Below are 23,266 nucleotides of genomic sequence, written 5' to 3'. Positions count from 1 at the left end.
TAATAGCGGCGAAGCGCCCTGCTTGCGTGAGAGCGCGGATCAAGCCAGCATCGGCGCATGAGACCGGTGGAGATACTGCGGCGCTGGGAAGACTCCGGAGCCATCTGGCGGGTGCTGTCCCTCGGTCCTCCCGTCACAGTCGGCCTGTACCAGTGCACCGGTGGTGAAGAGGTGGACCGCTTGACCTCCGCGGATCCCGAGCTATTGCGTTTCCTCGCCGATCGGGCCGGTGATGCCGATCCCTGCGGATCGGACGAATGACGACGGCCCCCAACGAAACTGGATCGAGGGGAGCCGTGCCGGATCATGTCGGTGACGTCAGGCAGTCGCGGTGCAACATAACGAGGGCTCGGCAGCACGCTGACGAGCCCTCGGCTTCTTACTCGGAGCTGCCGCTGCCGACGGCGTAGATGAGTTGGCAGATGGGGCTGCCGCCGGGTTCGCCCTTGCAGAGGAGGGCGGAGGACAGGCCCAGGGGCCAGATGAGGATGGGGGTGAGGGAGGAGCCGGAGCTGTCGCCCGCCACCTGTTGACTTGCGCCGGGGGTGGCGGGTTGTAGGGGCAGGCCGGTGGGGGAGGCCAGGGCGGGGGTGGCCGCGGCGGCTAGGAGCGCTGTTGAAAAGGCTGCTGTGGCAAGGGTTTTGGTTATCGTTCGGTACATCTTCGTAACCTCCGGAAGTGGGTGGCTAGAAGTTATACGGGAACGGGCATTATGTGAAATACGTTACTTTTACAGTCTTGTGGATCGCGGTGGAACCTGTGCAAGGGGAATGACGAAGGCCCCCACCGAAACTGGTTCGGTGGGGGCCTCGTGAGCGGAGGATAGGGGATTTGAACCCCTGAGGGCGTTAACCCAACCCGCGTTCCAGGCGAGCGCCATAGGCCACTAGGCGAATCCTCCGTGGAGCAATATACCGGGGGACCCCCTGCGGAAAGCAAATCGCGAGGTTTGCGGGCGGCTCGGCTACTTCTTGCGGAGACCGTCCAGGGCCTTCTGGACCTGGTCTTTGGCGATCTGGGCGACATCGTCCTTGGTGATGGTCTCACCGCTGCCGCGGTCGACGCTGATCTTCACCTTGACCGACACATTGCTGTCCTGCGCGGCCACCATGTAGTCGAGCACGGTGAAGGAGGAGTAGTCGCGGGTCTCGGCATGCCAGTAGGCCTGCGAGCCCAGGCCGGTGACATCACCGGAGGAACGGCCGCTGCCGGTGGTGCCGGTGTCGTACGACTTCCAGGAGTCGTACTCGGGCTTGCCGTACGCGCTCAGGAATGCCACGTCGAGGCTGATATCGGCCTCGTTGGTGTGGTACTTGCTGGTGCTGGACTGGCCCGAGTATCCGGCGGTGCAGGACAGTCGCCCGCCGCTGTAATCGGTGGGCTTGGTCTCGGAATGCTCCGGACTGCCCTTGGAGGTGGTGGACCATTTGGTCAGCACGGTCGGATCGATCAGGCTGCACGCATTGCCGACCTTGTCCATGCCGTAGTTGCCGTCCATGGCCTTCTTCTTGTCATCACCGAGCGGACTGATCGGCTTGTCCTTGCTGGTGAGCGCGATCACGCCGATACCGATGCCGACGATCACCACCAGCCCCACCACGATCCCGATGATCCAGCCGGTCTTGCCCCCGCCACCGGAGGGCGGCGGCGGAGCGTAGTTGTAGCCGCCGTTCATGGGCGGCTGCGGCGGCGCGAACTGCGGCTGTTGCTGCGGCTGGGAATACCCGACCGGCGGCACGGGCTGCTGATACGCCGGCGCGGACTGCTGATACGACGGCGGAAACGCCTGTGCCGGTGGGGTGTACTGCGCCCCGGCGGCGCCGTAGTTGAGCATGGTGGGATCCGCGCCGACCACCGGCTGCCCCGCATCGGTACCCGTGGGCGGGGTCGCCCACCATTGCGCGGTCTCCTGGTGATTGGCGGGATCCTGCGGTCCGCCGGGTCCTGAGCTCGTCACTACTGGTTTCCCCTCCGGTACTGAGCGGGGTGACCCCGCGATGTCGGAAGGATCGTATCGACCCCCGGCGGCGGAGGCAGCCCAGAGCCGCTACACTGGCCGACGGATCCAGCGCGGCGCGCATCCTGTGAACTCCCCCAGGGCCGGAAGGCAGCAAGGGTCAATGGGCTCTGCCGGGTGCGCTGGGTCCCCTTTAATTTCCGGGCCGAACTTCCGAGTGTGCGAGGGCGATATATAGCTCCCCCTCGGCCCCGCCCACCAAGTAACGTGACCGGTTGGGCCGTCATGCGGCCCGCACACATTGCCCCTAGCCCCTGGAAAGGCTGCACTGATGCCTCGGCAGACGCAGATCGGTTTGATGAGCCATGCGGAACTCGTATCCGAACACGAGACGCAGACCGCGAACTACGCGAAGCTCAAGACCGAAAAGCTGACGCTGGACATTACCCGCGGTAAGCCCGCGCCCGAGCAGCTCGACCTGTCGCTGGACCTGCTGTCGCTGCCGGGCAATGCCGACTATCGCGATGGCAATGGCACCGATGTGCGCAATTACGGTGGCCTGCACGGTCTTCCGGAGTTGCGCGCCATCTTCGGCGAACTGCTCAACATCCCGGTGTCGAACCTGCTGGCCGGGAACAATGCCAGCCTGGAGCTCATGCACGACGTGATCGTGTTCGCCATGCTGCACGGCAATGCCGATTCCACCCGCCGCTGGGCCGATGAGCCCGTGCTCAAGTTCCTGTGTCCCGCACCGGGTTACGACCGGCATTTCGCCATCACCGAATCGCTCGGCTTCGAGATGATCCCGATCCCGATGGGTCATGACGGCCCGGATGTGCACGCCATCGCGGAGCTGGTCGCCACCGATGCGGCCATCAAGGGCCTGTGGGCGGTGCCGAACTACTCCAACCCGACCGGTGTCACCTTCTCCGAAGCCGTGACGCGGGAACTGGTTTCGATGCCGACCGCCGCGCCGGACTTCCGCTTGTTCTGGGACAACGCGTACGCGGTGCATCCGCTCACCGATACCGCCGATCCGGTGCTGGACGTGCTGGGCATGGCCGCTGCGGCCGGAAACCCCAACCGCCCCTACGTCTTCGCCTCCACCTCGAAGATCACCTTCGCAGGTTCGGGGGTGAGCTTCTTCGGGTCCTCGACCGCGAACCTGGACTGGTATCTCGGGCACGCGGGTAAGAAGAGCATCGGCCCGGACAAGGTGAATCAGCTGCGTCACCTGCGCTTCTTCGGTGATGCCGAGGGCGTGCGCACGCATATGCAGAAGCATCGCGCCATTCTGGAGCCCAAGTTCAAACTGGTGCTGCGCATCCTGGAGGACCGCCTCGGCGCGTCGAAGGTGGCGTCCTGGACCGAACCCAAGGGCGGCTACTTCATCAGCCTGGATGTGCTGGAGGGCACCGCGACCCGCGTCGTCGCGCTGGCCAAGGACGCGGGTATCGCCCTGACTCCGGCGGGTTCGTCCTACCCGTATGGAAAAGACGTGGAGGACAAGAACATTCGCATCGCCCCCAGCTTCCCGTCGCTGGGTGAACTGGAGAAGGCCATGGACGGCCTGGCGACCTGCGTGGTACTGGCCGCCACCGAGAAGCTGCTCGGCTCTTCCGCCTCCCCGAGTCTTTAGCGCCCGGCCAGGTGCGCCAACCGCTGGCAACGCGTGCCTGCGGTTGGCGCATGGGTTAGGTTTCGGCCGTCCCCGACGAGTTACCCTCGACTCACGAAATCAGTTGTCGCGGTGCGTAAGTGCCTCGTCGTATTCGGTTTTCAGGCGGACGGCTTGTGGGCCAGTACCGCGAAGATGGTCACCGACAGGTGGATGTCACCGCTCGCGGCCCCCGCCTCCAGGTCGGCGATGAGCTGATCGCGCTGCGGTTCGGTGATCGCTCCGCGCGCCACCGCCATATCCGCGACCCGGGCGACCAGCGCACCCGCGCCGATCCCGCTCTCCTGGATGAGCGCGTGCGAGCCGATATCATCCACCACCAGGCCGGCCGCGGTGAGCTGTCCGGCGAGCTGCCGTCCGGCGAAGGGGTTGGTGGTTCCGGCGACCATGGTCTCGATGACCTGGCGCACCACCCCGCGGTCGCCCGGGTGCACGATCGCGGTGCCCCAGTCGCTGTCCATGACCACCACGCGCCCGCCCGGCTTGAGCACGCGCGCGATCTCACCGGCCGCGCGGGCGGGTGCGGTCAGATGCTGGAAGACGCGCTCGCAGAGCGCCGCGTCGAAGGTCTCACTGCCGAAGGGCAGTCCGTAGGCGTCCCCGGAAACGAATTTGGCGGTGGATTCATACTGCTTGGCGCGGCGTTCGGCGGCGTTGAGCAGTTGCGGGTCGGGCTCCACCCCGAGTGCGGTCCCGGTGGGGCCGACGCGGTCGGCGAAGGCGAAGACCTCGGATCCGGTGCCGGAGCCGATATCGACCGCGCTCTCACCGGGTTGCAGGGCCAAGGCGTCCTGCGCCCAGTTCCGCAGGCGCCGAATGCCGGGTAGCGCGGCCTGTAGATCCTGGACATCGATCAGTTGATCCTGGCCGTCGCGATCGAACCGATCGGGTTTCGATGTGGAAATAGCCATGGTGTCGGGCATGCCCACGAGCCTAGTCGTGACCCGCGTCACCGCAACGCGGGATGGGTGGGAGAATCGCCCCATGGTGAGCCGCGCTGTGTGTATCGCTCAGGACCCCGCCGCCGACGCCCTGCTCTCGGCGGATGATTTCGCCCTGCTGGTCGGTATGACGCTGGATCAGCAGTTCCCCATGGAGCACGCGTTCCGCGGCCCGCAGAAGATCGCCGAGCGGATGGGCGGGTTCGATATCAATAAGATCGCTGCCGCCGATCCGGCCGAATTCGAGGAGTTGGCCGCGACCCCGCCCGCCATCCACCGCTACGGTCGTTCGATGGCCCGCCGCGTGCAGGAACTGGCGCATTTCATCGTCGAGAATTATGACGGGGAAACCTCCGGTCTGTGGACGGCCGGAGATCCGGATGGCAAGGAAGTTCTGAGGCGGCTCAAGGCGCTTCCCGGTTTCGGTGATCAGAAGGCCCGAATCTTCTTGGCGCTCTTGGGTAAACAGAAGGGATTCACGGGCAAGGGCTGGCGTGAGGCCGCCGGTGCGTATGGCGAGGACAACTCCCGCCGTTCGGTCGCCGATGTCGTCGATGCCGAATCCCTGTCCCAGGTGCGGGAATTCAAGAAACAGGCCAAGGCCGCCGCCAAGGCGAAGTAGCTCCGCGCGAGCCCCGATCGAATCAGGTTGGTTTTTAACCTCCGGTAATCCGATCGTTTGCTTAATGCTTGCCGCCATCAGTTCGTTTCGGCAGTGGCGAGGAAGCAGTACCGATGAAGATGAGGAAATACGCCGGTATCGCGGCTTTGGTGATCGCGGCACTGGGTGCGGCGACGGGGACGGCGGGAGCGTCCCCGGCCAAGGCCGATGACGGTGTGATCAATTACAGCCTGACCAATACCGAGACCGAGACGGTAGTGCGCACCGACGCCGGTTCCCTGGTGGTCGAGAATGGTGTTTTCAAGGTCAAGGCCGCCAATGGCGCCACGGTGGCTGGTACCGAATTGAGTTTCCGGGTGGACGATTTCGTCTTCCCGATCGCCGCGGAGATCAAGGATCGCACCGCGACCCTGACCCCGCTGTACGACACGGCCCACGCGGTGTATCAGCCGGTGGCGCTGCCGTACGAGAACCAGGCGCCGTGGAAGAGCGATTACGACCGTGAGGTGGCCGCCTGGACCCGTCTGACCAGCACCATCGCCATGGGCGCCACCGTCGGCACCCTGGTCGGCGGTATCGGCGGCGCGGCCCTGGGCTGCTTGCTCGGCGCGGGTGTCGCGGTCGCGGCGACGGCTCCGCTGGCCCTGCTGTTCGGTACCGGGCCGCTCGGCGGCTGCGTCATCGGCGCCAGCCTGGTCGGCTTCCTCGGCACCCTCGGCGGCCAGATCTTCGTGACCGCTCCGGTCGCGATTCTCGCTGCGGCGCAATACTTCACGACCATCAATCAGCCGTCCGTCGCACCGGCGAAATAGTTCGTACGCTGGGTGAACCCGAGGGTGCCGGTCAACTGTTCATGTTGCGGGCACCCTCGGGCCATCTCTCGTTATCGTCCTACGGTTTCGATCTTCTGGTTCCCCCTGCGGATCGCCTGATGAGGAAAACCGAACATATGCTTTCGAAGAAATTCGCCGCTACCGCGGCGCTGCTGATCGCTGCCCTGGGCGTCAGCGCGGGCACCGCCGGTGCGGCTCCCGAGTCCGCCGATGCGGGCGTCATCAACTACACCTCCACCAATAACGAGACCAACACGATCATCCGGACCGATGCCGGTTCCATGGTCGTCGAGGACGGCGTCTTCAAGATCAAGGCCGCCAACGGCACCACGGTCGCCGGTACCGAGCTCAGCTTCCGGGTGGACGACTACGTCTTCCCGATCGCCGCGGAGATCAAGGATCACACCGCGACCCTGACTCCGGAGTTCGTCGCGGACAAGGCCGTCTACAAGCCCGTCAACCTGCCCTACGAGAACGTGGCCCCGTTCAAGACGGAGTACGACCGTGAACAGGCCGCGTGGAAGCGCATGGTGGACACCATCTCCATGGGCGCCACCATCGCGACCCTGGTCGGTGGTATCGGCGGCGCGGCCGTCGGCTGTGCCCTGGGCGCACTCGCCGGTGCGAGCCTGACCGGCGCGCTGTCCCTGATGTTCGGCGCCGCCGCCGGTGGTATCGGTGGTTGCATCGCCGGTGCCGCCGCCGTCGGTTTCATGGGTACGCTGGCCGGTCAGATCTTCGTGACCGCGCCGATCGCCATCGCCGCCGCGTTCAACTACTTCACCACCATCAACCAGCCCTTCGTCGCCGCGAAGTAATTCGCGTTCGGGCTGGCAGCGACCACCCCCGCCTGGACCACCCGGGCGGGGGCGGTCGTCGTCCCCGTTTGAATCAAGCAGGTTTTAAAGCTCCCCATCCCCGGGCTTTTGCCCGATGCTTGCTCGCGCACTGCGTGAGAGATGAGGGAAGCAGTACATGAAGATGAGGAAATTCGCCGCCGTCGCCGCATTGGTGACCGCGGCATTGGGCGTGTCCGCGGGCACGGTCAACGCCGCCCCCGAATCCGATTCGGGCGCCATCAATTTCACCGCCACCAATACCGAGACCGAGACGATCATTCGCACCGATGCGGGTTCGCTGGTGGTCGAGGATGGCGTTTTCAAGGTCAAGGCCGCCAATGGCACCACGGTGGCTGGTACCGAATTGAGTTTCCGGGTGGACGATTTCGTCTTCCCGATCGCCGCGGAGATCAAGGATCGCACCGCGACGCTGACCCCGGAATTCGCCGTCGACAAGGCCGTCTACCAGCCGGTCGCGCTGCCCTATGAGAACCAGGCGCCGTGGAAGTCCGATTACGACCGTGAGCAGGCCGCCTGGAACCGGCTCAAGGACACCATCGCGATGGGCGCGACCATCGGCACCCTGGTCGGCGGTATCGGTGGCGCGGCCGTGGGCTGCCTCATCGGTGGCGCCACCGCCGGTGCGGTGACCGGCACCCTGACCCTGATGTTCGGCGCGCTCGGCGGCGCGGCCGTCGGCTGCATCGTCGGTATGAGCGTCATCGGCTTCCTGGGCACCCTGGCGGGTCAGATCTTCGTGACCGCCCCGGTGGCGATTCTGGCCGCCGCGCAGTACTTCACCACCATCAACCAGCCTTCGGTGGTTCCGGCCAAGTAGTCCGGAGTTCACGGGGCGGCCGAACCCGCTCGGTCCAACGACCGGGCGGGTTTCGCGTATTTCGTTGTGATCCCGCTGAATTCAATCCTGTCGAGCCCGCGCCCCCGGTGATGGAGTGGGGTGATGGGTGAGCTGATCGAGATTCGTGACGGTGTGGCCGCGCTCTCCCCGGTGGAGGGGGCGGATCTGCGTAAGACGTTCGCGCACTTTCCCAGCGGGGTGGTGGCGGTATGCGCGCGGATCGGCGGGGTCGCGCACGGAATGGTGGTGAGCACCTTCGTGCCGGTCTCGCTGGACCCGCCGCTGGTCTCGCTGTGTGTGCGGTATTCGTCGGAGACATGGCCGCGGCTGGCCAGGGCGAGCCGGGTGGGACTGAGCCTGCTGGGCAATGATCAGCGGGGCGCGGCGCGGAGTCTGAGCTCGCGCTCGGGGGACCGGTTCCAGGATGTGGAGTTGCACATCGGGAATGGGAACGCCGCCTTCGTGGAGGGCGCCACCGCCTGGCTGGAAGCCTCTGTGCACGAAGAGGTTCCGGCCGGTGATCACGCCGTCGTACTGCTGCGGGTGCACCGGCTGACCGCCCGCCCCGACTCCGAACCGCTGGTCTTCCATCGCAGCGGTTTCCGCGCCTTGGACACGGCGGTATGAGTACCGTTGCCGCGCTGCCGGATTCGCGGGTAGCGCCGGCGGTCGACGATGCCGCGCTGACGGTCGTACCGACCCGGCATCCGTGGCGCTGGGTGATCGCGGGCATCGCACTGGTGCTGGTCGCCCAGTTCGCGCACGGCCTGATCACCAATCCGGGCTGGGACTGGTCCACCTTCGCGCAGTACATCACCGCCGCGTCGGTGCTGGCGGCCTTGAAGGTGACCATCGAGCTGACCTTCTGGGGCACCCTGCTCGGCTTCTTCCTCGGCATCTGGCTGGCCATCGGCAGACTGTCGGACAACCCGGTGCTACAGGCCATTTCGTGGTCCTACGTCTGGCTCTTCCGATCGATCCCGCTGATCGTGCAGCTGCTGTTCTGGTTCAATATCGCGTACCTGTACCGGACGCTGTCGGTGGGCATTCCGTTCGGACCCGAGTTCTATCGCTTCGATGTGAACGGGGTGCTGAGCGGATTCACCGCGGCCGTTATCGGTTTGGCCCTGCATCAGGCCGCGTACTCGGCGGAGATCATTCGCGCCGGGATCATCTCGGTGGATCAGGGCCAGTGGGAGGCGGCCAAGGCGCTCGGCCTGCCGTGGCGGCGGCAGTTCTTCGGGGTGATCGCGCCGCAGGCCATGCGCGGCATTCTGCCGAACGCCGCGAATGAGGTGATCAGCCTGTTCAAGGGCACCTCGATCGTCTCGACCATGGCGATCGCGGAGTTGTTCTACCAGGTGCAGGTGATCTTCGGTCGCAATGGCCGGGTGGTGCCGCTGCTCATGGTGGCGACGGTCTGGTACATCGTGCTGACCACCGTGCTGAATATCGCGCAGTACTACATCGAGCGGCACTTCGCGAAGGGCAGTGTGCGGTGAGCGATTACGCGGTCGAATTGCGCGGCGTCCGAAAGTCTTTCGGCCAGCTCGAGGTATTGGGCGGGATCGATCTGGTGGTGCGCCCCGGTGAGGTCACCGTGGTTCTGGGCGCTTCCGGATCGGGCAAGTCGACACTGCTGCGCACCATCAATCACCTGGAGAAGGTGGATGCGGGCACGGTCCGGGTCGGCGGTGAACTGGTCGGCTATCGTCGCCGGGGCAACCGGCTGTATGAACTCCCCGAACGCGAGATTCTGCGCCAGCGCTCGCGAATCGGTTTCGTCTTCCAGAACTTCAATCTCTTTCCGCACAAGACGGTTCGGGACAATGTGGCGCTGGCGCTGACCGGCGCGCAGCGGCGGCCCAAGGCCGAGGCGCACGCCGAGGCGCTGCGCTGGCTGGCGCGAGTCGGCTTGGCGGACAAGGCCGATGAGTATCCGCGCCGGCTCTCCGGCGGTCAGCAGCAGCGGGTGGCGATAGCCCGCGCGCTGGCGCTGCGCCCGCAGGTGCTGCTGTTCGACGAGCCGACCTCGGCGCTGGATCCGCAGCTGGTCGGTGAGGTCCTCGATGTCATCCGGGATCTGGCGCGGGAGGGCTCCACCCTCGTCATCGTCACGCACGAACTGGGTTTCGCCCGCGAAGTGGCCGACACCGTCGTGCTGCTGGACGCCGGTCGCATTGTCGAACAGGGCCCGCCCGCACAGGTTTTCGACGAACCCGCGCATGAGCGCACCAAAGCCTTTCTCTCGCACGCGCTCTGACGCGCCTCTCAGTAAGGAACCCCATGTCTTTGTCGAGTCGTCGCAGACGGATGACCACCGCGCTGGCGGTGGCGATACTGGGTCTGTTCGCTGCCGGCTGCGGTAACGGCGACGGCGGCGTGGACAGCGTGCGCACGGTGAACGGCCAGAGCTACGATCTGACGCCGCAGCAGTCCGGCCGGGTGCACGCGGACAAGGTGGATTCCATTGCCGCACAGCTGCCCAAGGCCATTCGGGACCGCGGCACCCTCATCGTGACCGGCTCCGCGCAGTCCGCACCGCCGCTGCGTTTCCAGGCCAATGACGACCGCACCCTGATCGGCTCCGAGGTGGATTTCGCGATTCTCTTCGCCGACATCCTGGGTCTGAAAGTGGATCTGCGCACCGCCGACTGGGCGCAGAACTCGGTCAAGGTCGATTCCGGGGAGGTGGACGCCTTCATCTCCAATGTGACCGTCACCGAGGAGCGCAAGGAGAAGTTCGACTTCGCCACCTACCGCCTGGACAATCTCGCGCTCGAGGTCCCCAAGGACGCCACCTGGACCTTCGCCGATCGAAAGTCGCTGGCGGGCAAGCGGCTCGGGGTCGGCTCCGGAACCAATCAGGAGCAGATCCTGGTGCAATGGAATGAGGCGAATGTCGCCGAGGGCCTGCCCAAGATCGATATCGCCTACTTCCAGCAGATCACCGACTATTACCTCGGGCTGTCCTCCGGCCGCCTGGACGGCTACCTGGGCCCCAACCCGTCGGCGCAGTATCACGTCGCCACCGCCGGTCAGACCAAGGTCATCGGCACCCTCTCCGGTGCGGGCGATGCGCTACAGGCCGAGATCGGCGTGCTCACCAAGAAGGACAACGGCCTGATCGGCCCGATCCACCAGGCCATCCAGTACGCCATCGAACACGGCAGCTACCGGCAGGTCATCGAGCACTGGGGACTGAAGAACGAGACGGTGCCCGCCTCCCGGATCAATCCGCCCGGCCTGCCGAAGAAGAAGGGCTGAGCGCGTGAAATTCCTACTGCTGACCCTGATCACGCACACCCCCGATCCGGTGACCGGTGTCCAGGAGACGCCCCGGCAGCGCTTGCGCCGGGTGATCGACAGCGCCCGGCTGGCCGAGGAACTCGGCTATGACGGCTTCGCGGTGGGGGAGCGGCACGAGGATCCGTTCATCTCCTCGGCCCCGCCGGTGGTGCTCAGCCATATCGCCGCCGTCACTTCGCGGGTGGCGCTGTTCACCGGTGTGACCACGCTCAGCCTGCTCGATCCGGTGCGCGCCTTCGAGGACTACTCGACGCTGGACAATCTCTCCGGCGGCCGCCTCGAATTGATCATCGGCAAGGGCAATGGCGCGGCACAGGCCGAACTTTTCCACGTCACCACCGAGGACCAGTGGGAGCGCAATCGCGAAGGCTACGAACTGTTCCGGCGACTGTGGGCCAGCGACAGCGTCACCTGGAGCGGGAAATTCCGGCCGTCGCTGACCGCGGCGAAGGCCCTGCCGCGCCCGCTGCAACCGCGGCTGCGAATCTGGCACGGCAGCGCCACCAGCCGTGAATCCGCCGATTACGCGGCGCTGCACGGTGATCCGCTGTTCTCGGCGAATGTCACCTATCCGATCGAACCGTATGCCGAACTGGTGGACCACTATCGCGAGCGCTGGGCGGCGTACGGCCACGATCCGGCGCAGGCGCTGGTGGGCGCGGGCACCGCGGGCTTGCTGATCACCCGGGATTCGCAGGAGGCGGTGGAGCTCTACCGCCCGATCTTCGAAGCCCGCAAGGCCGCGGCCGCGAAGTTCAACGTGCCCATCGTCTTCGAGACCGTCGAGGACTTCGTCGAACGTTCCTCCGCCCTGATCGGCTCGCCCGCGCAGGTGCTGGACAAATCGCACCGCTACCACGAGCGACTCGGTCACGAGGTGCTGCATCTGAGCGCGGATGCCGACGGCCGGACCGACAAACAGCATCGCGAAAGTCTCGAACTGTTCCAGGCGGAGGTGGCTCCGCAACTGCGCCACCACATTCCGAGCCGACCGCTCGGCGCCGATCGCTACCCCTCCGGAGATCCACAGTGAGATATTCCCCAGTCGTCGCCCCTCTGAAGCGACCCGTCGCGCTCGCCGGTGCGGTCGCCGCCGCTCTGACCCTAGCGGCGTGCGGCGGCAGTGACGGCGGCGAGGCGGCGTCCGGTCCGCCACAGCCGGGCGGCACCCTGCGCTACGGCCTGTCGTCCGCCCCGACCTGCTCGGATCCGGCGCAGTCGGCGACCAATCAGACGCTGTACGTAACCCGGCAGATCGTGGACTCGCTCACCGATCAGGATCCGGCCACGGGCCAGATTCGGCCGTGGCTCGCGGATAGCTGGTTCGTCAGCGCCGACGCGAAATCCTTCACCTTCCATCTGAAGGAGGGTGTCACCTTCAGCGACGGGACCCCGCTCACCGCCGATTCGGTGCGTAAGAACCTCGACGCGATCGTGGCGCTGGGCGCGGTGAAGGCGCCGCAGGCCGCCAGCTTCCTGGCCGGATACACCGGCAGCACGGTGGTCGATCCGCGGACCGTACGGGTGGACTTCAGCGCACCGAACGCCCAGTTCCTGCAGGCGTCCTCGACCACGCAACTCGGGATCCAGTCCGATGCGACGGTGGCCAAATCGGCGGATGACCGCTGCCTCGGCGGCAATGTCGGCAGTGGCCCGTTCACCTACGCGGACTGGAAGCAGAACGCCTCGGCCACGGTGACCAAGCGCATCGGATACCACTGGGGCTCGGCCGTTTTCGGCAGCACGGGCGAGGCGTATCTGGACAAGATCGTGTTCACCGTCGTTCCGGAATCGGGTGTGCGCACCGGCAGTCTGTCCTCGGGCCAGTTGGACGTGACCAGTGACGCGCTGCCGCAGGATGCCCCGCAGATCGAGGGCGTGGGCGGCAAGGTGCAGTTCACCCCCAACCCGGGCGTGCCCTTCGGGTTGCAGCCCAATCTGACTCGCGGCGCGCTGCGCGATCCGGCGGTGCGCACGGCCCTGCTGACAGCGGTCGATCGTAAGGAGCTGGTGGACACCGTGCTGGGTCCGCAGTTCAAGACCGCGACCAGTGTGCTGGCCTCGGCGACCCCCGGCTATGTGGATCTGTCCGCCCGGGTGAAGTTCGATCCGGCCACCGCCAAGAAGACGCTCGACGACGCGGGCTGGGTGCCCGGCGCCGACGGTATTCGGGTCAAGGACGGCCAGCGGCTGTCCTTCGGGGTGTTGTTCGCCCCCGCGTTCGCCGCCAATCAGGCGATTCTCGAGCTGACCCAGCAGCAGGTACGCGCCGTCGGCATCGATCTGCGGCTGGAACCGGCCTCGGTGGCCGAGAACACCAACCGGCAGAACAACAAGGACTACGACGTCATCTACTACAACGTGAGCCGCGCCGACGGCGATATCCTGCGCCAGTTCGCGGTGACCGGCCGAAACCTCAACGTACGCAGCGAGCCTGACAAACTGGACGCTCTGCTGGATCAGCAGCTCGCGGCCACCGACGCGGCGACCCGGACCCGCCTGCTCGGCGAGGCGCAGAACGCGGTGCTCGACGACGGCCTGTGGATTCCCACCATCGAACTGTCGCAGGCCATCGGCGTGAGCAAGAACGTCTCGGACGTGAAGTTCGACGCTTCGGCGCGCCTGCAGTTCCACGACACCTGGATCCGGCGGTAATCCCCGTGCGCCGGTATGTGATCGGACGGGTGCTGCAGGCGGCGCTGGTGCTGTGGGCGGCCTTCTCGCTGTCCTTCGTGGTGCTGTATCTGCTGCCGTCCGATCCGGTGGAGATGGCCGCGAACGCCGCCGACGGGCTGCCCGCCGATGCCGCCGCCATTGCCGAGATGCGTGCCAGATACGGCCTGGATCAACCGATCTGGGTGCAGTACTGGCAGGCGCTCTCGCATGCGGTGCGCGGTGATCTCGGGCACTCGATCAGTACCGGTCAGACCGTCACCGGCGCACTCGCGGATGCCCTGCCGTACACCCTGGCGCTGGCGGCGGTGGCCCTGTGCTTCGCGGTGCTGGGCGGTACCGCGCTGGCCGTGGCGGCGGCGTACACCGAGCGGGGGTGGCTGCGCGATCTGCTCACCGCACTGCCGCCGATCGGTGCGTCCATGCCACAGTTCTGGGTGGGGTTGCTACTGCTGCAACTATTTTCGTTCCGGTTGAAATTGGTGCCCGCGTTCGGCGGCACCGGATTCGGCGCGACCGTCCTGCCCGCGATCACCCTGGCATTGCCGGTCGGCGCGGTCATCGCCCAGGTGCTGTACGCCAGCCTGATCGCCACCTGGCGGCAGCCCTTCGTGGAGGTCGCCTTCGCCAAGGGCGCGTCCCGCTGGTGGGTGCAACTGCGGCATGTCCTGCGCCCCGCGACCGCGCCCGCGCTGACCGTGGCCGGCCTGTGGGCCGGCACCGTGCTGGCGGGCTCGGTGATCACCGAGACCGTGTTCTCCCGCCCCGGCATCGGCCGACTTACCCAGGAATCGGTTCTGCACCAAGACATTCCCGTGGTGCAGGGCATCGTGGTCTTCGCGTCGCTGGTCTTCGTGACCGTGAATCTGCTCATCGATCTGGCCTATCCACTACTCGACCCGCGGGTGGCCCGGCGGGGTTCGAGGAAGGAGCACGCACATGTTTGAGAGTCTCGATCTGCTCGCCGTCGCGATACTCGCGATCACCGCTCAGGCCCTGGTCGTGCTGACGCTCGGCACCGGCGGGAAGGACAGTGCCGCAGCGGATTCCGAGCCGCGTAGGCGCCTGCGGGTGATTCCCCTGACGCATGCGATGCTCGATCCAGGCTTCGCGTACTGGTACGCCGAGAGCGGGACCGGCGATGTCTGAGACCACGGTGCTGCCCGAAACCCGCACTGCGCCAATTCTTCCCGTGCGAGCGGCGTTGACCTGGATCCGGAGTGATGCCGGTCTGCTGCTCGCGGGTGCGGTGCTGTTGCTCATTCTCGGCTGGGCCGCCTTCCCCTCGATCTTCGCCGGTGGCGATCCGCTGCGCGGCGTGCCCGCGCAGAAGCTGCGCGGACCCGATGCGCAGCACTGGTTCGGTACCGACAATCTGGGCCGCGACCTGTACACGCGGATGGTGCACGGCGCGGGACTCTCGATCAGCGCCACCGTCTTCGCCGTGCTGCTCGGACTGGTGGCCGGTTCGCTGATCGGCCTGATCGCGGGCGCGGCGGGCGGTTGGGTCGACGGTGTGATCATGCGCTTCGCCGATGTCCTGCTCTCGATCCCGGACCTGCTGGTATCCCTGACGCTGATCACGGTGCTGGGTATGGGTACCCGCAATGTGGCCATCGCCGTGGGTGTTTCGCTCATCGCCCGCTTCGCCCGCGTCATCCGCGGTGAGGTGCTGCGGGTGCGGAGCGCACCGTTCGTAGAGGCCGCCTTCGCCTCCGGCGTGCGCTGGCACACCGTGCTGTTCCGGCATGTGCTGCGCAATGCCTACGGTCCGGTGGCCGCGCTGGCGGTGATCGACTTCGGCATGGCGGTGCTGTTCGTGGCCTCGCTCAGCTTCCTCGGCTACGGCGCGGTGCCACCCACCCCGGAGTGGGGCTCGCTCATCTCCGAGGGCCGGAACTTCCTGGCCACCGCCTGGTGGCTGACCACCCTGCCCGGCCTGGTGATCATCGCCCTGGTGCTCGCCACCCAGCGCGTGGCCCGCGCCCTGCACAAGGACAATGCCCGATGAGCGCCGCACTGTTGAGCATCAGCGACCTGCGGGTCGAGTACCGGGGGAGTACCGGGACCACCACCGCGGTCGACGGCGTATCGCTGGAGGTGCGGGCCGGTGAGACGGTCGCGCTGGTCGGCGAATCCGGCTCCGGCAAGTCCACGCTCGCGCACGCGGTGATCGGCCTGCTGAACGGCGGCGTGCTCACCGGCGGCGCCATCAGCTTCGCGGGCGAGCGTCTCGATCAGGCGAATAATCGCACGCTGCAAGCGATTCGGGGCGCGCGCATCGGTCTGGTGCCGCAGGATCCCGGTACCGCGCTGAATCCGGTGCTGCGCATCGGTGATCAGGTGGCGGAGGTGCTGCGCATTCACGGCCGGGCCGACCGCCGCACCGCCGCCGTCGAGGCCGTGCGCATTCTCACCGAGGCCGGACTGGATCGCCCCGAGACGCGGGCGCGCCAGTATCCCCAGGACCTCTCCGGCGGTCAGCGGCAGCGCGTGCTCATCGGCATCGCGCTGGCCTGCGCACCCGAACTGGTGATCGCCGATGAGCCGACCAGTGCCCTGGATGTGACCGTGCAGCGCCGGATCCTGGACCATCTGGCCGGTCGCACCGCCGCAACCGGCAGTTCGGTGCTGCTCATCACCCATGATCTGGCCGTCGCCGCCGAACGGGCCGACCGTATCGTGGTCATGCAGCACGGCCGCGTCGTCGAATCCGGTGATACCGCCGCGGTTCTCGGTAATCCACAGCACGAGTACACCCGCAGGTTGATCGCCGCCGCACCCGGCCTCGACACCGATGTCCCGCCCCGCCCCGAACTCGCCGACACCCCGTCACTGCTCTGCGCGCAAGGCCTGCGCAAAGTTTTCCACATCTCGCACAGCACCCTGTTGACGGCTGTGGATAACGTTTCACTGGACGTCCGCCGCGGTGAAACCCTCGCGGTGGTCGGCGAATCCGGCTCCGGAAAGTCCACCACCGCCCGGATCATCGCCCGGCTGGAACGGCCGGACGCGGGCACGGTCACCTTCGACGGTCAGGAGATCGGCGGCCTGCGCGGCGCGAAACTGCGCGAGTTCCGGCGGCGCGTCCAGGTGGTCTATCAGAACCCGTACGTCTCGCTGAATCCCAAACTCACCATCGGCCGGATCGTCTCGGAGCCGTTGCAGGCCTACGGAATCGGTGATCGCCGGTCCCGGCGGGACGCCGTGGCCGAACTGCTCGATCAGGTCGCGCTGCCCGCCGCCTATCTGGATCGCCGCCCCGCCGAACTCTCCGGTGGGCAGCGCCAGCGGGTGGCCATCGCCCGCGCGCTGGCGCTGCGCCCGGAGCTGCTGGTTCTCGACGAACCCGTTTCGGCACTGGATGTCTCGGTGCAGGCGCAGATCCTGGACCTGCTCGAACAGTTGCGGGCCGAACTCAATCTGGCCTACCTGTTCATCTCCCACGATTTGGCGGTGGTGCGCCGCCTGGCCGATCGCGTAGCCGTCATGCGCCAGGGCGTGATTGTCGAAACCGCGCCTACCGCGGTGCTTTTCGCCGATCCCTCGCATGAATACACCCGCGAACTGCTGGCGGCGGTACCGCGCCCCGCCGTGGCCGCCCCGCTCGAAAGGACCGCGTGATGCCGCACCCCACACCGTTGCTATTGGGCCTGGAACTCGCCGGAACCGGTGCGCACCCCGCCTCCTGGCGTCGCCCGGATTCCCGTGCCGAGGAGCTGTTCACCGGGGCGTACTGGGTCGACGCGCTGCGTGCCGCCGAGGCGGCGGGCATCGACTTCGCCTTCCTCCCGGATTCGTTCGCACTCCAGGCCGCCGGCGCGGTGGGCCGCCTGGACGCGGTCGCCATCGCCGCCCGCGTGGCCGCGCCGACCAAGCGCATCGGCCTGATTCCCCAGGCTCCGGTGACGCACACCGAACCCTTCCACCTCTCCAAAGCCATTGCGAGCCTGGACTTCGCGACCTACGGCCGGGCTGGAGTGGAGGTCACCGTCTCGGGTGAGGGCGAGGCCGCGCTCTTCGGGCGCAAATCCGAGCAGGATCCGCACTCGCGCTGGTTCGAGGCCGACGAGACGATCGAAGTCTTTGCCCGACTGTGGGATTCGTGGGAGGACGACGCCGAGATCCGCGATGCCGCGACCGGCCGCTTCATCGATCGTGATCGGCTGCACTACATCGATTTCGTCGGCGACAACTTCTCGGTGAAGGGCCCGTCCATCACCCCGCGACCGCCGCAGGGACAACCGCCGATCGCGATCCGCGCCGCCGATGCGCACAGCACCCGGGTCGCGGTGCACCGCGCCGACCTCATTCGCATCACCGCGCGCGATCTGGACGCGGCCGCCGCGCTGCGCACCGAATTGCGCGCGGCGGTGGCCGCCACCGGCCGCGATTCGAATCAGGTTCGCATCCTGCTGGATATCGACATCCACCTCGCCGCTACCGCCGATACCGCGGCCCTCGAGGTATCCCAGCTGGAGGACTGGACCTCGACCGGCGCACCCGCCACCCTCTTCCACATCGGCACCCCGGCGGAGTTGCGGGCGCTGCTGTCGCGGATCGAAACCGATTGCCACGCGGACGGAGTGGTGCTGCGCCCACTGGCGCTGACCACGGCGCTGGCACAGCTTGCCCCCGCGCTGTCCGCGCGTCCCGGCGCTGTCCCGGCGCGCCCCACCCTGCGCGAGCGCCTCGGTCTCCCGCGCCCCGTCAATCGCTACGCCCACGCCTGAGGAGCAACCGTGCCGGAACAACGCCTGCGCAAGCAGGTTCACCTCGCCGCCCACTTCCCGGGCGTCAACCACCACACGGTGTGGACCGATCCGGGCTCGGGCAGTCAGATCGACTTCGACTCCTTCGTCCACCTGGCGCGCACCGCCGAACGCGGCCTCTTCGACTTCTTCTTCCTCGCCGAGGGCCTGCGGCTGCGCGAACATCGCGGGCGCATCCACGATCTGGATGTGGTGGGGCGGCCGGACACCTTCACGGTGCTGAACGCGCTCGCCGCGGTGACCACGCATCTCGGACTCGCAGGCACCATCAACACCACCTACAACGAACCCTTCGAACTGGCACGGCAATTCGCCTCGCTGGACCATCTGTCCGGTGGGCGCGCGGCGTGGAACGCGGTCACCTCCTCGGACGCCTTCACGGGCGAGAACTTCCGGCGCGGCGGCTATCTGGAGCACGCCAAGCGGTACACGCGCGCCAACGAGGTGGTGGAGGCGACCCGCGCGCTGTGGGACAGCTGGTCCGCCGACGCGCTGCTGGTCGATCGCGAGCGCGGTGTCTTCGCCCGGCCCGCCCCCGAAGTGCGTTTCAGCAGTGAACAATTCGACATTCGGGGCGAATTCGTGCTGCCGCGCAGCCCACAGGGCTACCCGGTGCAGATCCAAGCCGGTGACTCCGATGACGGCCGCGAATTCGCCGCCGCCAAGGCCGATGTCATCTTCAGTGCGCACGGTGAGCTCGAGGACGGGCAGCGATTCTACACCGATGTGAAGGATCGCCTGGCCAAGTACGGTCGCGCCCGCGACGATCTGAAGATCCTGCCCGCCGCCGGATTCGTGCTCGGCGACACCGCCGAGGAGGCGGCGGAGAACGCGCGCCGGATTCGCCGTCAACAGGTGAGTCCGCAGACCGCCATCGCCTTCCTGGAGCAGGTGTGGGGCCGCGACCTGTCCGCCTACGATCCGGACGGCCCACTGCCCGAGATCGATCCGGTCGACAATGCCGATATCACCCGCGGCCGGGTGCGGCACGCCAAGGATCCGCGCGCGGTGGCCGACGCCTGGCGCGCCAGGGCCGAAGCGGAGCGGCTGAGCATTCGCGACCTGATCATCGAGACCACCGCCCGCCAGCAGTTCGTCGGCACTCCCCGCGAGGTCGCGGTCGCCATCGACCACTACGTACAGAGCGATGCCGCCGACGGATTCGTACTGGTCCCGCATCTCACCCCCACCGGGCTCGACGAATTCGTCGAGCGGGTGATCCCCGAACTCCAGGAGCTCGGCAGCTTCCGCACCGAGTACACCGGCCCCACCCTGCGCGACCACCTCGGTCTGCGCCATCCACAGCACGGCACCGAAGGAGTACGAGCGTCATGACCGCCACCGTCACCGAATTCGAACAGCAGTGGGCCACCTGGCGTTCCGAGCGCGCGGCCTGGGCGAGTCAACCGCTGGGCTGGCTCAGTCTGACCGCCCTGAACTGGTTGGGCCGCACCGGCGAGACCTTCGAGGACCTGCCCGGCAGTTGGCGCGCCGATGCCCAAAACGTGTATGTGACAGACGAATCCGGTGCGTTGAGGTTCAATGGCGCGGTGCTCACCGGCGTCACCACACTGACCCCGGGTGAAGGCGCGCCCGGTCTGGAGGTGCACACCGGCGACCGGATCATCGAAGTCATCCGCCGCAGTGGGCAATTCGCACTGCGCGTACACGATCCGGCGGCGCCGGCGCTGGCCGCGTTCACCGCCATCCCGGCCTTCGCGCCGGACCCGCGCTGGGTTCTCACCGGCCGATTCACGCCCTTCGAGGTCGCCCGCGTGGTCACCACCGGCGCGGTGGTGGCGGGTCTGGAACACCACCATGTCGCCACCGGCACAGTCACTTTCGAACTGGACGGGGCCGAACACAGCCTGGTCGTCTTCGGTAATCAGACCTCCGGCCTGCACCTGCTCTTCACCGACGGCACCAGCGGCGTCAGCACCTACGGCGGCGCGCGCCGGCTGGACCTGCCGCGCCCGGCCGCCGATGGCACCGTGCTGCTGGACTTCAACCGCGCGGCCAATCTGCCCTGCGCCTTCACCGATTACGCGACCTGCCCGATCGCTCCGGCGGAGAACCGTCTGGGCACGGAAATCACCGCGGGCGAACAGGATCCGCGTAAGGGGCAGCAGGCATGACCATTCCGCTCTCGGTCCTGGACCTGTCCCCGATCAGCGTCGGCTCAGATGCCAGGCAGGCGCTGCGCAATACCATCGATCTGGCACGTCAGGTCGAACGCTGGGGATACCGGCGCTTCTGGATCGCCGAACACCATTTCGCGCAGGTGGCCAGCGCCGCGCCGACCACGCTGATCGGGCTGCTCGCCGCCGCCACCGAATCCATTCGGATCGGCACGGCCGCAGTGCAATTGGGGCACCATACGTCGGCCTCGGTGGTGGAGGCGTTCGGTACGGTGGACGCGCTCTACCCCGGCCGCCTCGATCTGGGTCTGGGCCGATCCGGTCATCGCGGCGCGCAACTGCGTCCCGCCGGGGTGCCGCCCACGCCCGCTCCGGATCGCCCCGTCGAGGTGCGGGACGGCGTGGTGCTGCCCGCCCCGTTCAATCCGGGACGGCTGCTCGACACCACCCTGTTCGCGGCGAGTCTGGAGGCGCTGTACCTGCCGGGCGCGGAGCCGCTGCCCTACGGGGAGCAGGTCCGGCAGATCCGCGATCTGCTGGCGGGCACCTACACCGGTAGCGACGGCGTGCACCTGCGCGCCATCCCCGGCGAGGGCGCGGATGTGCAGCTGTGGCTGTTCGGCAGCAGCGGCGGTGAAAGCGCCCGGCTGGCAGGCGAATCGGGGCTGCCCTTCGCCGCCAACTACCACGTCTCACCGGGCACCATCGTGGAGACAGTGGAGGCGTACCGCGCGGCCTTCCAACCGTCCGAGCGCTTCCCGCGCCCGTATCTGGTGGTCTCCGCGGATGTGGTGGTAGCCGAGGACGATGCGACCGCCCGCCATCTGGCCGCCAGTTACGGGCACTGGGTCTACAGCATTCGCAGCGGTGCGGGCGCGGCCCAATACCTGGATCCCGATACCGCGCCGCCGCTCACCGATCATCAGCGCCGTCTGGTCGAGGATCGGGTCAGCACCCAGTTCGTCGGCTCCCCGGCCGCGGTGGCCGAACGGCTGCGCGCCCTCCAGCAGCTCACCGGCGCGGACGAACTCGTGATCACCAGCGTCACCCACGATCACGCCGACCGCTTGAACTCACATCGCCTGCTCGCCCGCGAATGGGGCCTGACCCACGTTCGTGCGGCCTGACGGCCCGAAGAACTCCGCCGCTCGCGAGGGGAAGGGGACTCCCCGAACGAGCGGCGGCACACCGCATCCGCGCTTTGTGGGCCAATACGCGGATGCGGCAACGGAGCCGGACCCGGACCGTGGACCGTCCGGGCCCGGCTCCTCGGAACCGTGAAATCCGTGCGAGAACCGTGGAATCAGCGCGCGGTGCGAATGGCGCGGCGCATGGCCGATACCGGATCGGCGTAGAACACGCTGAGCGAGGTCACCGCCGCCGCGAACTCCTGCACCCGCCCGCCGAACCGGCTGATCCGCAGATCCGCCGCGGGCAACGCGGTGCTCTCGGCGAAAGCCTGTGCCACCCGCTCCATTCCGGGCCGATACCCGGTGAAAGCCTGCCCGCCCAGCACCACCCGATCCGGATTGAACATATCCCGCACCAGAGCCGCTGTGCGCCCGAGGATTTCGGCTCGCTCCAGCAGTGCCTCGCGCGCCGGAGCCGAACCCGCGTCGGCGGCCCGGTACAGATCGGCGATCACCGGACGGCGCTGCGCCTCCGGCTTGGGCAGCAGACCGCGGCGCACCGCGCGCTCCAGGAAGTAACGCTCACCGATGGTGGCCTCCAAGCAGCCGCGCCGGCCGCAGGTGCAATCGGCGTCCGAACCGGTCGGCAGGTGCGCGATGGAACCCGGGCCGTTCGCCGGCGTATGCACCCGATCATGCAGGGTCACCGCGATTCCGGCGGTTTCCCGCGCGTAGATGTACAGACTCGAACCCGGTCGCGGCCCCTCACCGGGTTCGCGCCCGGCCAGCAGCAGTTCCGAGGCGGCCATCGCCTCCACGTGCGCGGAGACCGAGACCGGCAGATCCAGCACACTGCTGAAGACCGCCGCCACCGGCGCGGCCTGCCAGCCCAGGCGCGGATGATCCACCACACCGGCGGCCGGATCGACCCGGCCCGCCAGCGCCACACCCGTCCACAGCGGACGGCGGCGCGGCAGTCGATCCAGGAACGCCTTGGCGCTGCGCGCCACTATGGTCAGCGCCGCGTCCTGATCCGTTTGGGGCGTGGCGATTTCGAGACCGCCCAGGATCCGGCCGGAGAGATCGGCGGCCACGATACGGGTCAGCGTGGAACCGATGTGCACGCCCAGGGTGACGAACGAATCGGTATCCACCTCGAACGGAACGCGCGGGCGGCCGACCGCGCCGGAGGCGGTCAGATCGGCGCGCTCGCGCAGCAGTCCGGCCGAAAGCAGGGCCGAGACTTGGCGATTCACGGTGGCGATGCTCAAACCCGTGCTCTGCGCGGCGATATCGCGGAAGATCGGGCCGCGCGTGGCCGCCCGCAGCACGGCCGCGGCGGGGTTGTCGGTAATGCGTAGCTCCGGCGGCACCGCGGGGCGGGCCGGGGCCAGCCGGGCGGTGGTGACGGTGCCGCGGGTGCGTTTTTCCAGGGTGGGACTGGTCATGATGTGAAGTCCTTGCCGCGGTCCCGACCTGGGTACAGGGGGACGAATGCCTACACGAAGAGATTTC

At 67.5% G+C, this 23,266-nt stretch carries 24 protein-coding genes, 1 tRNA gene and 1 other RNA gene; 21 read left to right on the top strand and 5 right to left on the bottom strand.

What is annotated here, in order from left to right; all coding sequences use genetic code 11:
• The first annotated feature begins 57 nt into the window (after positions 1–57).
• Complete coding sequence (locus NA10_RS31450; protein WP_067574335.1) at positions 58–261, top strand: hypothetical protein; 204 nt, start codon at positions 58–60, stop codon at positions 259–261.
• A gap of 118 nt (positions 262–379) precedes the next feature.
• Here the strand turns inward: NA10_RS31450 and NA10_RS31445 are convergent, their stop codons facing one another.
• The 3 genes from NA10_RS31445 to NA10_RS31435 all read right to left on the bottom strand — a co-directional run bounded on the left by NA10_RS31445 (position 380) and on the right by NA10_RS31435 (position 1,957).
• Positions 380–661, bottom strand: a complete 282-nt coding sequence (locus NA10_RS31445; RefSeq protein ID WP_067574334.1) for a hypothetical protein — start codon at positions 659–661, stop codon at positions 380–382.
• 155 nt (positions 662–816) lie between these two features.
• Positions 817–901, bottom strand: a tRNA-Ser gene (locus NA10_RS31440).
• A 63-nt stretch (positions 902–964) separates the two neighbouring features.
• On the bottom strand, positions 965–1,957 hold the full coding sequence (locus NA10_RS31435; RefSeq protein WP_067574333.1) for a hypothetical protein: 993 nt from the start codon (positions 1,955–1,957) through the stop codon (positions 965–967).
• A gap of 101 nt (positions 1,958–2,058) precedes the next feature.
• Here NA10_RS31435 and ffs point away from each other — a divergent pair.
• An RNA gene (gene ffs, locus NA10_RS31430) (signal recognition particle sRNA small type) lies at positions 2,059–2,153 on the top strand.
• 135 nt (positions 2,154–2,288) lie between these two features.
• Positions 2,289–3,596 (top strand): aspartate aminotransferase type Ic, encoded by a 1,308-nt coding sequence (locus NA10_RS31425; protein WP_067574332.1) that lies wholly within the window; start codon positions 2,289–2,291, stop codon positions 3,594–3,596.
• A gap of 140 nt (positions 3,597–3,736) precedes the next feature.
• Here the strand turns inward: NA10_RS31425 and NA10_RS31420 are convergent, their stop codons facing one another.
• Positions 3,737–4,558 (bottom strand): methyltransferase domain-containing protein, encoded by an 822-nt coding sequence (locus NA10_RS31420; RefSeq protein ID WP_067574340.1) that lies wholly within the window; start codon positions 4,556–4,558, stop codon positions 3,737–3,739.
• Positions 4,559–4,619: 61 nt separating this feature from the next.
• On the opposite strand from NA10_RS31420, the gene NA10_RS31415 reads away from it, so the two are divergent.
• The 18 genes from NA10_RS31415 to NA10_RS31330 all read left to right on the top strand — a co-directional run bounded on the left by NA10_RS31415 (position 4,620) and on the right by NA10_RS31330 (position 21,748).
• Positions 4,620–5,198 (top strand): HhH-GPD-type base excision DNA repair protein, encoded by a 579-nt coding sequence (locus NA10_RS31415; RefSeq protein WP_067574339.1) that lies wholly within the window; start codon positions 4,620–4,622, stop codon positions 5,196–5,198.
• Positions 5,199–5,311: 113 nt separating this feature from the next.
• Positions 5,312–6,010, top strand: coding sequence for a DUF8020 domain-containing protein (locus NA10_RS31410; protein WP_067574331.1), 699 nt, complete (start codon positions 5,312–5,314; stop codon positions 6,008–6,010).
• Positions 6,011–6,147: 137 nt separating this feature from the next.
• On the top strand, positions 6,148–6,849 hold the full coding sequence (locus tag NA10_RS31405; protein ID WP_067574338.1) for a DUF8020 domain-containing protein: 702 nt from the start codon (positions 6,148–6,150) through the stop codon (positions 6,847–6,849).
• A gap of 157 nt (positions 6,850–7,006) precedes the next feature.
• Positions 7,007–7,708, top strand: coding sequence for a DUF8020 domain-containing protein (locus NA10_RS31400; RefSeq protein WP_067574330.1), 702 nt, complete (start codon positions 7,007–7,009; stop codon positions 7,706–7,708).
• A gap of 153 nt (positions 7,709–7,861) precedes the next feature.
• On the top strand, positions 7,862–8,356 hold the full coding sequence (locus NA10_RS31395) for a flavin reductase family protein (RefSeq protein ID WP_174562585.1): 495 nt from the start codon (positions 7,862–7,864) through the stop codon (positions 8,354–8,356).
• The gene (locus NA10_RS31390; protein WP_084515547.1) at positions 8,353–9,231 is read left to right on the top strand and encodes an amino acid ABC transporter permease; all 879 of its coding nucleotides are present in this window, start codon (positions 8,353–8,355) and stop codon (positions 9,229–9,231) included. Before NA10_RS31395 ends, NA10_RS31390 begins: the two co-directional genes overlap by 4 nt.
• Positions 9,228–9,992 (top strand): amino acid ABC transporter ATP-binding protein, encoded by a 765-nt coding sequence (locus NA10_RS31385; protein WP_084515545.1) that lies wholly within the window; start codon positions 9,228–9,230, stop codon positions 9,990–9,992. The genes NA10_RS31390 and NA10_RS31385 overlap by 4 nt, the downstream gene beginning before the upstream one ends.
• 23 nt (positions 9,993–10,015) lie before the next feature.
• On the top strand, positions 10,016–10,996 hold the full coding sequence (locus tag NA10_RS31380; RefSeq protein WP_067574327.1) for a transporter substrate-binding domain-containing protein: 981 nt from the start codon (positions 10,016–10,018) through the stop codon (positions 10,994–10,996).
• A gap of 4 nt (positions 10,997–11,000) precedes the next feature.
• A complete protein-coding gene (locus NA10_RS31375; RefSeq protein ID WP_067574326.1) occupies positions 11,001–12,071 on the top strand; it encodes an LLM class flavin-dependent oxidoreductase in 1,071 nt (356 codons plus the stop codon).
• Positions 12,068–13,693: an ABC transporter substrate-binding protein gene (locus NA10_RS31370; protein ID WP_067574325.1), complete on the top strand. Its 1,626-nt coding sequence runs from the start codon at positions 12,068–12,070 to the stop codon at positions 13,691–13,693. Before NA10_RS31375 ends, NA10_RS31370 begins: the two co-directional genes overlap by 4 nt.
• 5 nt (positions 13,694–13,698) lie before the next feature.
• On the top strand, positions 13,699–14,658 hold the full coding sequence (locus NA10_RS31365; protein WP_067574324.1) for an ABC transporter permease: 960 nt from the start codon (positions 13,699–13,701) through the stop codon (positions 14,656–14,658).
• Complete coding sequence (locus NA10_RS31360; protein WP_067574323.1) at positions 14,651–14,860, top strand: hypothetical protein; 210 nt, start codon at positions 14,651–14,653, stop codon at positions 14,858–14,860. The genes NA10_RS31365 and NA10_RS31360 overlap by 8 nt, the downstream gene beginning before the upstream one ends.
• Positions 14,853–15,722 (top strand): ABC transporter permease, encoded by an 870-nt coding sequence (locus NA10_RS31355; RefSeq protein WP_084515543.1) that lies wholly within the window; start codon positions 14,853–14,855, stop codon positions 15,720–15,722. Before NA10_RS31360 ends, NA10_RS31355 begins: the two co-directional genes overlap by 8 nt.
• Positions 15,719–17,335, top strand: coding sequence for a dipeptide ABC transporter ATP-binding protein (locus tag NA10_RS31350; protein ID WP_067574322.1), 1,617 nt, complete (start codon positions 15,719–15,721; stop codon positions 17,333–17,335). Before NA10_RS31355 ends, NA10_RS31350 begins: the two co-directional genes overlap by 4 nt.
• A complete protein-coding gene (locus NA10_RS31345; RefSeq protein ID WP_067574321.1) occupies positions 17,335–18,444 on the top strand; it encodes an LLM class flavin-dependent oxidoreductase in 1,110 nt (369 codons plus the stop codon). The genes NA10_RS31350 and NA10_RS31345 overlap by 1 nt, the downstream gene beginning before the upstream one ends.
• A gap of 9 nt (positions 18,445–18,453) precedes the next feature.
• A complete protein-coding gene (locus NA10_RS31340) occupies positions 18,454–19,818 on the top strand; it encodes an NtaA/DmoA family FMN-dependent monooxygenase (RefSeq protein ID WP_067574320.1) in 1,365 nt (454 codons plus the stop codon).
• Complete coding sequence (locus tag NA10_RS31335; RefSeq protein ID WP_067574319.1) at positions 19,815–20,618, top strand: DUF1684 domain-containing protein; 804 nt, start codon at positions 19,815–19,817, stop codon at positions 20,616–20,618. Before NA10_RS31340 ends, NA10_RS31335 begins: the two co-directional genes overlap by 4 nt.
• A complete protein-coding gene (locus NA10_RS31330) occupies positions 20,615–21,748 on the top strand; it encodes an LLM class flavin-dependent oxidoreductase (RefSeq protein WP_067574318.1) in 1,134 nt (377 codons plus the stop codon). Before NA10_RS31335 ends, NA10_RS31330 begins: the two co-directional genes overlap by 4 nt.
• A 176-nt stretch (positions 21,749–21,924) precedes the next feature.
• Here NA10_RS31330 and NA10_RS31325 read toward each other — a convergent pair whose 3' ends face one another.
• The gene (locus NA10_RS31325) at positions 21,925–23,199 is read right to left on the bottom strand and encodes an ROK family protein (RefSeq protein ID WP_067574317.1); all 1,275 of its coding nucleotides are present in this window, start codon (positions 23,197–23,199) and stop codon (positions 21,925–21,927) included.
• Positions 23,200–23,266 lie beyond the last annotated feature (67 nt).

The organism is Nocardia acidivorans NBRC 108247 (assembly GCF_001625085.1).
GTDB classification, from domain to species: Bacteria; Actinomycetota; Actinomycetes; order Mycobacteriales; family Mycobacteriaceae; genus Nocardia; species Nocardia acidivorans.
This window is presented reverse-complemented; position numbering and strand designations above follow the sequence as displayed.